Origin of the sequence: Thiomonas sp. SCN 64-16 (assembly GCF_001725585.1) — a bacterium.
Lineage (GTDB): Bacteria > Pseudomonadota > Gammaproteobacteria > Burkholderiales > Burkholderiaceae_C > Thiomonas > Thiomonas arsenitoxydans.
The window spans coordinates 42,086-54,395 of the sequence record NZ_MEGQ01000022.1 but is presented as its reverse complement, the minus strand read 5'-3'; the positions used below and the strand labels follow the sequence as shown (position 1 = coordinate 54,395).

The following is a 12,310-nucleotide window of genomic DNA, read 5'->3' as shown; positions in this document are numbered from 1 at the left end:
GGCGTTTCCTCGCAGAGGAATGCAGTTCTGAGCTCGGCATTGCGTGACTCGAAGATGGGAGACGACTCAAGGAGACCGAGGAAGTAGGCATAGTGGTCCTCCCATTTCACCTCTGTCAGGCCATCACTCGTATCGAATGGCATGAATCCGATGGCTTGTCCGTCGGGAACCTTCTTGATGGCGGCTTTGTAGCTGTCAGCCTTCACCTCTGCCAGCTTGTACCCAGCCATCAAGGCTTCTTTGTCGTCTCCGTCTACAGCCGCCTTTTTGTGCCCCTTCTTCAAGAGCATGTCTTCAGCCGTGCCTCTTGCCAAGTCGATCAGGGACTCTTTGGACACGGCCCTGTCCGTGCGTTCAAGCTTCAGGTCAGACAAGAACTCGCGCAGATGGTGGTCGGGGATCGTCTCCGCGAAGATGACGTGTGCATTGAGACGCTTGGTTGTCGGGGCGGAGAGTCGCAGTTCGATACCCGGAAAGACGGTCTTCTTCAGCACAGGTGCGCCAGGTTCAGCTAGTCGGCTCTTGAGCGCGAACCATCCGTCAAACGTCCAGTAGTCCATGATCGCGAAGACGGCCGGCTCAGCGGCATTCATCGCTTCGATCATTTCATCGATCAGCGTGCGGTTCTCAGGAGAGGACATGTCTCCGTCGAACTTCTTGCCTGTCCAGTGGAAGGACGCCGGTGTGTGCACGTGCAGATCCCACTGGCGCCAGACTGAACCTCTGGCGATCTCCCTTTTTGACATTAGATTAGCTCCCATTGAATACAGAAAAGAGGCTGCTCTTTGACTTGTTGTTTGAGCTGGCCTTCTAACTGACTGATGATGTCGTTGCGCTGGGCCTCGATTTCATCTTGCTTGCTGAAGAGTTCGCGCCGCAGTTTCGTACGCGTACTCTCAAGCTCCCGTTGTTTTTTTTGCCACGACAACTTCTCGTCCAGCGTCGGCGCACTGGCTGCCGTACGCCGGACTTCTTTGATCTGCCGATCAATCTCCTTGATCTCCTGCTCGATGCCCAGCTTGAGGTCGTCGGCCCAGGCGTCCAGCTTCTGGACCTCTTGCTCGAAGTAGCCCAGATTGCGCTGGTTGATCTCACGCAAGATGCCCAGCCTGCGGCCCAGAAAGTCCTCGGCGAGTTCGGACGCCGGCTCATTGCCATCGCACGGCCCTTCCAGCTTCACGGGTAGGCGCAGGAGTTTCGAGGGGTCGTCTTCGGCCAGCGGCGAACCGTCTACGGTGACGGCGGCCACGACAAGCCGCTCTTCCAAGTTGCCCAGCGCTTCCACAGAGACCAGGCTCACGGACAGCCAACCAGACTTGCCGCGATAGTTTTTCAAGGTGCTGATTTGCGTGCCATAGGCGCCGTAGTCAAACACCAGTTTGGCCATCGGCAGTTTTCGGGACTTGGCCTGGGCTGTTACCCACTCGGCGAGTGGGTGCCCGATCCGATACAGATGCGATTCGCCTGATCTCCGGGGCAATTCGTACCGTCCCAGCTCGACACCAGCAAGTGCGGAGCTTGGGAGTCGCTGTAGGACGAATCCTTCTTCATCGAATGTTGCGTGTCCCGTGAGCTCTGCTCGCGTCAAGTCCAGCAGCATGCGCTCGTACTTGCTTCGCGCCGCGCTACTAGCTTCCGCTCGTACACGCAGCTTGTCCTGAACCTCTTCATCGAAGTTCTCAAGCAGGATCTGCCGCGTTTTGACCATGGCTTCGTTGATCTCGCCGGACAGGTCGCGCTGCAGCTGCTCGAAGCTGGTCTTGATCTCCTCAGGATCGCGACAGTTTTGGTAGATCTCCGCAATGCGGCGTTCGAAATCGACGCCCGACCCGATGGCGCCCAGAACTTCGTCGCTGGCACCAAACACGCCTTCGAAGAGTTGGAACTTTTGGTCCAGCAGCTCGTAGACGCGGGCGTCGGCTTCATTGCTGCGGTCAACGAAGTTGACCACTACAACGTCAAACTTCTGTCCGTAACGATGGCAGCGACCGATACGCTGCTCGATCCGTTGCGGGTTCCATGGCAGGTCAAAGTTGATCACCAGCGAGCAGAACTGGAGGTTGATGCCTTCAGCGCCTGCCTCGGTGGCAATCATCACTGTGCCGCGCACTTTGAAGTGCTCCACCAGGGCCGCGCGTGTGTCGGCCGTGCGCGAGCCGGTGATCTTGTCGGTGCCCTGGTGGCGCTTGATCCAGTCCGCGTAGACAGCTTGGGCGCGGGCGTCGCTGTTCGTGCCGTTGAAGAGCACGATGCCTTCACCGTAGGGCGTCTTCTCTAGGAGCGAGAGCAGGTACTCCTGAGTGCGCTTGGACTCGGTGAAGATGATGGCCTTCTTGGCGGCTCCCAACCGCTCAAGCTCGGCGAATGCCTTGTCTAGGGCGGTCAGCAGCGCGGTGCCCTTGGCGTTCTCGCGGATGTTGGTTGCCAGGGTCTTGAAGTGCCGTAGCTCGGCAATCTCCTGTGCAACAGCGTCGCGCTGGGCCGCTGGCGATGCGTCTGTGGTCTCAGCGCTGCCATCCCACTCGTCTGCGGTTTCGTCGAGTGACTCGTAGTCGTCGTCGAGTACCTCCGCCAGATCAGGGACATCTGGGGATGCTTCGAGTTCGCCTTCGAGGCGCTTGGCCATTGTCTCCAGCGCGCCTGCGATTGCGTGCGTGGACGAGGCCAGCAGCTTCCACAGCACGAGTGAGATCAGCTGCCTCTGGCCCTCGGGCAGGGCTTTGAGGTTTGGGCGGCGAAGGTAGTCGGCCACCAAGTTTGAGAGTTCGCGCTCTTCGGTCGAGGGGGTGAACTCCTCCACCATGGCACGCCGTGCCGTGTATGGCACGTACTGCTGGACTTGCCTGCGCAGCGTTCGCTTGCACACGGTCGCAAGCCTGGAGCGCAGCGCTGCAAAAGCCTGCTCACGGGGCTGCGCGGTGAACTGCGAGCGGAAGCTGTCGATGTCACCGAACACGCGGTCATCGATCATGCTGACAAGGCCGTACAGCTCCAGCAGCGAGTTCTGCAGCGGCGTGGCGGTCAGCAGCACCTTCGAGTGGACGTGCGCCAGCGCCTCTTTCAGCGTCTTGGCGATGACGTTGCTGGTCTTGTAGACATTGCGCAGGCGGTGGGCTTCGTCCAGAACCACCAGATCCCACTCGACGGCCTTGATGTCATCGGCCTTGGCCTTGGCGAACTGGTACGAGCAGATGACGGGGCCCGTTGCGCCTTGGAACGGGTTGCGGCGGTCTTGCTTGCGAAGGGTGTTGTAGCTCTTGGCCTCCAGCAGAACACCCTGCAAGTTGAACTTGTCTTGCAATTCCTGGTGCCATTGCTTGCGCAGGTTGGCGGGCACGATGATCAGGATGCGACGGCGGCGCTCAGCCCAGCGCTGGGAGATCACCAGCCCTGCCTCGATGGTTTTGCCGAGACCCACTTCATCAGCCAGGATGACGCCGCGCGATAGTGGATTTGCACAGGCGAACAAGGCCGCCTCAACCTGATGGGGGTTGAGGTCAACCTGCGAGTCCACCAAGGTAGAGGCGAGCGACTCGACAGAGTCGCCCGCCGCGCGTCGGGTCAACAGCCAGGCGTAGTACAGGCTTTGATAAGGCGTCAGCGTCTGTTGCATCAGGTATTCCCCTCCGCCTTGACTTGCGACCATTTCGCGCCGCGTCCCTTTCCTGTTGGGGCAATCACCCCCTCGGCCTTCATGGCGCGAAGGATCACGCGCACCATGTCGCGGCTGATGCCGGGGCAGGCCTCCTCAATCTCCGAGATCGAGAACGGCAGTTGGCGTTTGAGAATTTCAGCGCGAACGCGGTCGCCCTTGGCGCCCCGGCCGCGCTCGATGGTGCCCACGCGCTCTTCAAATTCCCTGTAGGCACGCAGTAGAGCGCCCCAGAAGTAATCGAGCCACGGGGCGATGTCGTGTGCGGCCTCGTGCCAGCCCTGGGAGCTGGCCTCCAGCGTTTCGTAGTAGCTCTCCTTCGACTCTTCGAAGATGCGCTCCAGGCTGATGAAGCGGCCCACCGCATAGTCGAAGTGATAGAGCAGCTGCAGGGTTAGCAGACGTGCCATGCGGCCGTTGCCATCCGGGAAGGGGTGGATGCACAGGAAGTCGAGGATGGCCAGCGGCACCAGCACCAAGGGGTCTGCCAAGTGCTGATCCAAGGCCAAGCGGTAGCGCGCGATCAGGTCCGCCATCGCGATGGGGGTGAGGTGCGCGGCGACCGGTCGAAAGCGGATGCGTGAGCTGCCATCGGGGTGGCGCTCGACGATGTCGTTGTTGGTGGCCTTCCAGTGCCCGCCGGGTTGAGGCATGTAGCGGTACAGCATGTTGTGCAGCTGCAGGACCGTGCCTTCGGAAAACGGCATCTGCTCGCCGCTCTCATGGATCAGACCGAGGGCATCGCGGTAGCCTGCCACCTCTTGCTCGGAACGGCTTTGCGGCGTGGCATTCTTGAGCACCAGTGACTTGAGCCGGTGCGCGGCGACGACCACGCCTTCCAGGCGGTTCGACGACTCGGTGGACTCGACCACTGCCACTTGCCGCAGATCGCTCAAGACCTCCGGCGACTGCGCCACGAAGAGCTGCTGCTTGCCCCTGTACTCACCCAGGGCGCGCAGGGTCGCCAGCTGCTGCGCGTCGAAGCGCAGCTTGGCGAGGTAGTCTGGCGAGAGTGATTGCATGCAGCAGCATCCGGACAAGGAAGAATGGGGTAATACTACTGCAAATTGGGGTATGTTTGATCTTCATTGCCCCAATAACTCGATGTTTACCCCAATTGGCCCTGCCGGATCAACTTGCGGACTCCGGTTCGTCGGGATCGGTCGGTGCCACTTCCGGCGTTGTGCCCTTGACCGGCCTCTCTGCCTCAAGCCGCAGTGGCTTCAGCCGATGTGCCGGTTTGCCTTGTGATGCGGTGCCGTAGACCCTCTGAGTCTTTCGGGATAGGTGGCCCAGCCCCCGGCTGACCGCGTCTGCGTCGCCGTTCCGCTTGGCATCCGCCCCCCATTGATGCCTGAGGCAATACGCCGTCACGGTGTGCGGGTGCGAAGGCCACAAGCAGCCAGCTAAGCGCTGTACCTCTGCAGAGAAGTTCATGGCGCTCGCGACCTGAACGACGACACGGGTCTCGGCCGTGCCGGGCAACAGCGCCTTGATCATCGACAACAGCGGATGCGTGTCTCCCGCCGCGTACGTCAGGCGGCGATGCGGCTGCCCTTGTTCCCGTTTGACCTTCGCACCAGCGACCTCAAAGTGGATCTCGATCTCCTGCGTCGCTGCATCCTGCGTTTGCCAAACCTTGACGCCTCTCTCCAGTTCGCTGGGGCGGCATCCCGTCAGCGCTGCGACCAGCAAGGCAGCACCGTACCGTCCCGCACGGCCGCGATTGCAGAGTTGGACACGCCAGTCAGGGGGAAGCCCACTGAGGGCTCGCCGTTTGCTGTTGCGTAGGGCTCGCAGACCGCCCAGGCCTCTTCGCCGAAGTTCGAGCAGGGCCTGCACGCACGCGATTTGTTCGTCGAACGCAGCGATGTGTCTTTGTGCCTGGTCATCGGAAACGGGCTCGATGATGCTGCCCAACAGTTCCAACTGCCTTTGCTGCAGGGTGAACCGCAGGGCGGACATGCGCTTCTGGAACGTGGATGGGCGTCGGGTGTCGGACACCACGCCGATCAACCCGTCCTGCGCCACCTTGGCACGGGAGAGCAGCGATTGCCCAAGTCGCAGGTAGTCGTGCTCCGTGTCGGGAGAGCGACCGGCATTGCGCGAGCGGTCGGACGCAAGCTGCTGTAGAAGGTTGGTGCTTTGAAGCATCTTGGCTTTTAGGCTTTGTATGAGCTTGCTCATGCACCGCTCCTCTCGCATCGCGGACGGCGGGGCGGACTCACCGCAAAGACTCGTGGTTGCACGGGCGGAGGCGAGGCGTGCAGCTCCAGCCCGCCTGGGTATCGGGTGACTTTCGCTTGCGGGTATTCCGCCAGCACTTTGGGTAGGGCAAGCAAGAAGCTCGTGCGGAAATCGTCCTCGGCACGAACGCCGCAGTACTCTTGCCCGAATTGCAGGCGCAGCGCCGCCCACGGGACGGTCACGGGTGGCCCCTTGATGAGGTGAAGCCGGTAGGCCAGCCATGTGTAGATGTCGATGCACAGGGCGGACCCGGTCAAAGCGTGAAGCGCACGACGATCCAGTGGAACGCCGTGTGCGCGCAACTCTTTGTAGAAGTCGTCGGTGAGAACAAGAACATTGGGCCACTTGTTGAGTTCACCGGCAGAACGCGGCAGCCAAGCTTCGTACTGCTTCACGGCCATGCTGTTGAAGGTATGGTCGGCGAAGCCCATCTGAAGCCGACAGGCAGCCATGGCGTTGAGCTGGCAGCGCAGGGTCTTGTATCGACCCCCTTGCGTGTCAGCGAGGCCAATCAAGCGCATGAAGTCAGCGGGCGTACGACCAATTTCGATGGCCGGCGAACTGCTTCGCAGGGCTAACGTGGCGATACATGCCAAAGCAAGGCGCGGGGTAGCGCCGTACGGGATGGGCTGGGGAACCGGGACGCCGGCAATGCTGAGGATGCCTGCCTGCACGTGCAGCCATGCCGAACCGACACGACGCTGGAACTCCCGCTCCTTCACTTTCCGACGCGGCAGGCCGGTCTGACAAAGGATGGAGTGATGGAAGATCAACTCATTCCAATCTGGTGGGTCTTGCGCGATGGCGACCCCTGCTTCAAGCAGCTTGGCGTCACGGACGCTGAGCGCCTTTGGTGGCGTATCTGATAACAGAAGGGCGTCTGCTCGCGGCGAGGGCTTTGCCGCCCGAGCCGCTTGCGGCAAGTACTGCGTTCTAGCCGCAAGCGCCTGAGCATCTTCCCTGGAGACGCCGCGTGCGATCAACGCAGCGGCATACTCGGTACGGAGGGCCGCGTCGTCGTCGATAGGGGAGTCGTCAAGGGGGCTCATTGCTCACCTCCCTTGGCTGACGGCTGCGCTGTGTTGTTTTGCGCCCATCGAGCCCGCGACAGCTGCTCGGCTTTCGTTGGGCGGCCACGGGGGCGGCGCGGCGGTGGTGGCTCGGCGGGGCGGGTGGACTCGATCCACTGAAGAACATCGCGCTCGTACCAGCACAGACGGCGGCTATTCGGAAGCTTGAATGGCCGGGGGATCAGGTGCGCGTACTTGGCGTTGGTAGCACACGTCCTGATGGTCGTTTCTGTCTTGCCGATGAGGGAGGCAAGTTGCTCGATGAACAGAATCCGTGGCAGATCGGCAGGCGGGGCCACGGGCGGCAACGACGGAGCGATGCAGACGGGGGCGAATCCCTCTGCCACAGCTTGCGCGACCGGCTTGGTTGCGCTTTTTGACCTTGCGGGGCGTGATGAGTCGCCAGTACGGGCGACCGGAAATGATCTCGGCATAGGGGTCTCACAAGCAAGCGCGCTTGCGAGAGCCGATGCTGTTGGTGGAGGCGCATCAAGTACTGGGACTTGAAGTTGATTCGCCGCACCTCACGGGGCTTGTTTCACTTGGGCTTGATGACAGGTGTCGGTTGCGCTTGCGCACCTGCATCTACACCCCGGCGGGTACACGCCGAGCGTTGAGTTGCTCTCTTGGTTCGGCTATCTCTCGTTCGCTCGAACCGCACCTGCCCGTGACCGTAGCCCACACAGTTTTTACGAGGGTGTCTGGCAGGTCCACTGTGTGTTCACCCGTGAATGACAGTATGGGGAAATTCCCAGCAGCGTCAAGTCGTAAGCTTGGCTTGCGCTACGCGCGGGACGGGTTGCCAGTCAAAACCACATCGACTTGCTGGGCCATTCTTGGGCCATCGAGGGCCGAGACTTACTCTGAATCGTCATTCATGACGATCAAAAGCAAAAAAGCCCAAGTGCTTGATTCACTTGGGCTTTTTCTAAAAATGTCTGGTCGGGGTGAGAGGATTCGAACCTCCGGCCTCTACGTCCCGAACGTAGCGCTCTACCAGGCTAAGCTACACCCCGATCTTTAATGGTACGCGCGGTTTGCATCATCTCGCCGCTCAGGTATTGTTGCCCGTGCTGTTGTCCGAGAAATCAGACCGTGCGTCCTAAAGAGTAAGCGCATAAGTCTAGCAGAGCCTGCCGGGCAGGGCTAGGTGCCAGGGGGGAAAGCGCGCACTCGGCAACGCGGATCTCGCCCTGCGCGGCCTTGCGCACGGCCTGCATGGCGCCGCAAGCGTGCACGATGTCCATCACGTCGTCGAGTGCGCTGGTGTCGCCTTGGCGGATGGCATTTTCGATCAGAGTGCGCTGCGCGGCAGTGCCCTGTCGCATGGCGATGATCAGCGGCAGGGTGGGTTTGCCTTCGCGCAGGTCGTCGCCAATGTTCTTGCCCAGTTCTGCGGAGTTGCCGCTGTAATCGAGCAGGTCGTCAATCAACTGGAATGCGGTGCCGAAGCTGCGTCCCGCCAGGGCCATCTCTTCCTGCGTGTTCGCATCGGCATCGGCGAGTACGGCGCCGATTCGGGCTGCAGCCTCGAAAAGTTTCGCGGTTTTGAAGCGGATGACTTGGAGATACCGTTGCTCATCGACTTCCGGGTCGTGCATGTTGAGCAATTGCAACACTTCGCCTTCGGCGATGACATTGGTGGCGTCGGCCAGGATGTCGAGGATGCGCATGCTCCCCACGGACACCATCATCTGAAATGCCCGTGAGTACAGAAAATCGCCGACCAGCACGCTGGCCGAGTTGCCGAAGAGGGCGTTGGAGGTTTCGCGCCCGCGTCGCATGGATGACTCGTCCACCACGTCGTCATGAAGGAGGGTGGCGGTATGGATCAGTTCCACCACAGCGGCCATGATGTGCTGTTGCGGCCCGCGAAACCCCAGTGCTTGGGAGACGAGCAGCAGCAAGGCGGGACGCAGTCGCTTGCCTCCGCCCGCAACGATGTAGCCGCCGATGGTGTTGATCAGCGCGACTTCGGAGGCCAGGTGGGTGTGAATGGCCCGGTCGACGCTCTCCATGTCTTCGGTGATCGGCGCAAAGACGGAATGAATCGTCGGTGCTTGCGCCATGTCTGGCGTTTGTGTTGAGGAAGGCGACATGGAGGAGTCGGTTGCGAATCAGATGCGGGTTGACAATATTTGAGCTTTAAGGAGAGGTTCATGAACACCCTCCTACAGGCCGCCATTCTAAGAAGGTGCAGTGGCAGGGACGGAGGTCGAAACTGACGACATGGTGCGTGGACAACGATGTTTGAGCAGAACTGGTGAAAGACTTGAGCCGTGCTAGAATTGCAGGATTTTTCCGGGCGAACCGGCGAGCCTCCTATTTTCTGAGGCGGCTTGCGGGGGTCTGGTTGTCCGTGCGGGGTCGATAAAAGAGGCCGTTTGCACGATTTCCAAGAGGTGAACTTATGTATGCGGTCATAAAAACCGGCGGCAAGCAGTACCGTGTTGCAGCTGGCGAAAAAATCAAGGTAGAACAGATGCCGGCAGACGTAGGTCAGGATATTGTGTTGGAAGAGGTGCTCGCCGTGGTCAACGGTGAAGACGCCAAGTTCGGCGCTCCCCTGGTCGACGGTGCAAAGGTAACGGCCAAGGTGCTGTCGCACGGGCGGCACGACAAGGTGCGCATTTTCAAGATGCGTCGCCGCAAGCACTATCAGAAGCATCAGGGGCATCGGCAGAATTACACCGAGCTTCAGATTGAAACGATCTCGGCCTAAGGAGATTCAGACATGGCACAGAAAAAAGGCGGCGGCTCAACCCGCAACGGGCGCGACTCAGAAGCCAAACGACTCGGCGTGAAGGTGTATGGCGGCCAAGGCATCTCGGCCGGCGGCATCATCGTGCGTCAGCGTGGCACCAAGTTCCACCCCGGACACAATGTCGGCATCGGCAAAGACCACACCTTGTTTGCGCTGGTCGATGGCCGCGTTGAATTTGAAGTGAAGAGCGCGTTCAATCGGCAGACCGTGACGGTTGTAGCCAACTGACGTGTGAGACTCGGCCGCTGTCAGGCCGGGTTGGGGCAATGCCCCATCAACGCCCCGGCGTGGTGACACAAGGCACACAGCGTGTGTGCCGGGTTCGCCAGCCGGGGTTTTCTGTTTTTTCAGCGAAGCGAGCCCACCGTGAAATTTGTCGATGAAGTCGTGATCGAAGCGCACGCCGGAAACGGCGGCAACGGCTGCGTGTCGTTTCGCCGTGAGAAATTCATTCCCTTTGGTGGGCCGAATGGCGGTGACGGCGGGCGCGGAGGACATGTCATCGCGCGCGCAGATGTCAATCTGAACACGCTGGTGGACTTTCGGTTTTCCAAGCTGCATCGCGGACGCAACGGCGAGCACGGGCGCGGCGCGGATCAGTACGGCGCCGGTGGCGACGACAAGGTGCTGCGCATGCCGGTTGGCACGCTGATCTTTGATGCCGAAACGGATGAGCTCATCGCCGATCTGGTGCAGGACGGCCAGGAGATCATCATCGCCCGCGGCGGGCAAGGCGGCTTGGGCAATCTGCACTTCAAATCCAGCGTGAATCGCGCACCGCGCGAATCGACCAAGGGACAAGAGGGCGAGCATCGCAAGCTGCGTCTCGAACTCAAGGTGCTGGCCGATGTGGGGCTGCTGGGCATGCCCAACGCGGGAAAGAGCACCTTGATTTCCGCCGTGTCCAATGCCCGTCCCAAGATTGCCGACTATCCGTTCACCACGCTGTATCCCAATCTCGGCGTGGTGCGTCTGGGGCCTGGCCGGAGCTTCGTCATTGCCGACATTCCCGGGCTGATCGAGGGCGCGGCGGAAGGCCAGGGGCTCGGGCATCAGTTTCTGCGGCATTTGCAGCGCACCAAACTGCTGCTGCACATCGTGGATATGGCGCCGATTGAAGAGGGCGCAGATCCCGTCAAGGATGTTCGCGCCATTGTGGCCGAGCTGAAAAAGTACGACGCGGAACTGGCCGCGAAGCCTCGTTGGCTGGTGCTCAACAAACTCGATCTGCTGCCCGAAGACGAGCGCGAGGCGGCGGTGAAAAACCTGCTTCGCCGTCTGCGTTACAAAGGCCCGGTGTTCCCGATCTCGGCACTGGCACGCGAGGGCCTTGACCCACTGCTGCACGCGATTGCCGAACATATCGGCCAAAGCAAACCGGTAGAAACCGTCGAACTCGATCCCCGCTTCCGTGACGATGTCAGCCCCTGAAATGCAGCCTTCCAGCTCTGTCGTGCAGTCGGCGCGGCGCGTCATCATCAAGGCCGGTTCCAGTCTGGTCACCAATGAAGGGCGTGGCGTCGATCTCGATGCCGTGTCCCGTTGGGCGGGGCAGATCGCCGGCCTGCGCTCGGCAGGCAAGGACGTCATTCTGGTCTCCAGCGGCGCCATCGCCGAAGGGATGCGTCGCCTGGGCTGGTCGCAACGTCCGCGCGAAATGCACCAGTTGCAGGCGGCTGCGGCCGTCGGCCAGATGGGCTTGGCGCAAGCTTACGAAACGGCCTTCCGGGAGCGCGGCATGGTCGCCGCACAGGTGTTGTTGACCCATGCCGACCTAGCGGATCGCCAGCGCTATCTCAACGCCCGCACGACCTTGTTGACCTTGTTGGAGCAGGGTGTCGTGCCGGTCATCAACGAAAACGACACCGTGGTCACCGACGAGATCAAGTTTGGTGACAACGACACTTTGGGTGCGCTGGTCACCAATCTGGTGGAAGGCGATGTGCTGATCATCCTCACTGACCAATCGGGCCTGTACAGCGCGGACCCGCGCAAACATGCCGATGCCACGCTGATCGCCCAAGCCGACGCCGAGGACGCCACGCTGCAGGCCATGGCCGGCGGTGCTGGAACGGGAATCGGCACCGGCGGCATGGCGACCAAGGTCACGGCAGCGCGGCGTGCGGCGCGCAGTGGCGCGCATACCGTGATTGCCAGCGGACGCGAGCCCGATGTGCTGCTCCGGTTGGCGCGGGGCGAGATCGTTGGTACTCAGTTGCTGGCCGGGCATGCCAAGCTTGCCGCGCGCAAACAGTGGATGGCCGATCATCTGCAACTGCGCGGCTGGGTCAGGGTGGATGAAGGCGCAGCTCGGCGTTTGCGCGCACAAGGCGCCAGCTTGCTGCCGGTTGGCGTGGTGGAGGTACAGGGCGACTTCGATCGAGGTGACGTCATCGCCGTGCGCGATGCAAGCGGAGCGGAAGTGGCGCGGGGCCTGAGTAATTACGCGGCTTCACAGGCCCGGCGCATCATGCGCCACCCGTCTGCCGACATCGAGGCCATACTTGGTTTCAGCGAGGAGCCCGAGCTGATTCACCGGGACAATATGGTTTTCCTGTAGGACGCAGCGGGAGAGGT

General features: G+C 61.2%; 9 protein-coding genes, 1 tRNA gene and 1 pseudogene. 4 read left to right on the top strand and 7 right to left on the bottom strand.

Going from position 1 to position 12,310, the window contains the following annotated elements:
- From ABT24_RS07845 to ABT24_RS07815, 7 genes and pseudogenes are all read right to left on the bottom strand, one after another.
- Window positions 1-746: pseudogene (locus ABT24_RS07845) on the bottom strand (TrlF family AAA-like ATPase); the annotation flags it as partial.
- Entirely contained in the window at window positions 746-3,613 is a 2,868-nt protein-coding gene (locus tag ABT24_RS07840) for an SNF2-related protein (RefSeq protein ID WP_276731932.1), read from the bottom strand. The gene ABT24_RS07840 and the pseudogene ABT24_RS07845, both read right to left, overlap by 1 nt.
- Window positions 3,613-4,674, bottom strand: a complete 1,062-nt coding sequence (locus ABT24_RS07835; protein WP_276731928.1) for a Fic family protein — start codon at window positions 4,672-4,674, stop codon at window positions 3,613-3,615. Before ABT24_RS07835 ends, ABT24_RS07840 begins: the two co-directional genes overlap by 1 nt.
- Before the next feature lie 109 nt (window positions 4,675-4,783).
- Window positions 4,784-5,839 carry a site-specific integrase gene (locus tag ABT24_RS07830; RefSeq protein WP_276731926.1) on the bottom strand — a complete coding sequence of 352 codons (1,056 nt, stop codon included), beginning with the start codon at window positions 5,837-5,839 and terminating at the stop codon, window positions 4,784-4,786.
- Window positions 5,836-6,948: a replication protein RepA gene (locus ABT24_RS07825; protein ID WP_276731924.1), complete on the bottom strand. Its 1,113-nt coding sequence runs from the start codon at window positions 6,946-6,948 to the stop codon at window positions 5,836-5,838. Before ABT24_RS07825 ends, ABT24_RS07830 begins: the two co-directional genes overlap by 4 nt.
- Window positions 6,949-7,908: 960 nt before the next feature.
- A tRNA-Pro gene (locus tag ABT24_RS07820) sits at window positions 7,909-7,985 on the bottom strand.
- Between the two features lie 72 nt (window positions 7,986-8,057).
- Window positions 8,058-9,068 (bottom strand): polyprenyl synthetase family protein, encoded by a 1,011-nt coding sequence (locus tag ABT24_RS07815; RefSeq protein ID WP_276731920.1) that lies wholly within the window; start codon window positions 9,066-9,068, stop codon window positions 8,058-8,060.
- A gap of 311 nt (window positions 9,069-9,379) precedes the next feature.
- On the opposite strand from ABT24_RS07815, the gene rplU reads away from it, so the two are divergent.
- The 4 genes from rplU (at window position 9,380) to proB (ending at window position 12,293) form a co-directional block, all read left to right on the top strand.
- Window positions 9,380-9,691: a 50S ribosomal protein L21 gene (rplU, locus tag ABT24_RS07810; protein WP_276731919.1), complete on the top strand. Its 312-nt coding sequence runs from the start codon at window positions 9,380-9,382 to the stop codon at window positions 9,689-9,691.
- A 12-nt stretch (window positions 9,692-9,703) separates the two neighbouring features.
- On the top strand, window positions 9,704-9,961 hold the full coding sequence (gene rpmA, locus ABT24_RS07805; RefSeq protein WP_013104731.1) for a 50S ribosomal protein L27: 258 nt from the start codon (window positions 9,704-9,706) through the stop codon (window positions 9,959-9,961).
- Window positions 9,962-10,099: 138 nt separating this feature from the next.
- Complete coding sequence (gene cgtA / locus ABT24_RS07800; protein WP_276731916.1) at window positions 10,100-11,164, top strand: Obg family GTPase CgtA; 1,065 nt, start codon at window positions 10,100-10,102, stop codon at window positions 11,162-11,164.
- 1 nt (window position 11,165) lies between these two features.
- Window positions 11,166-12,293, top strand: coding sequence for a glutamate 5-kinase (gene proB, locus ABT24_RS07795; protein WP_013104733.1), 1,128 nt, complete (start codon window positions 11,166-11,168; stop codon window positions 12,291-12,293).
- The last annotated feature ends 17 nt before the right edge of the window (window positions 12,294-12,310 follow it).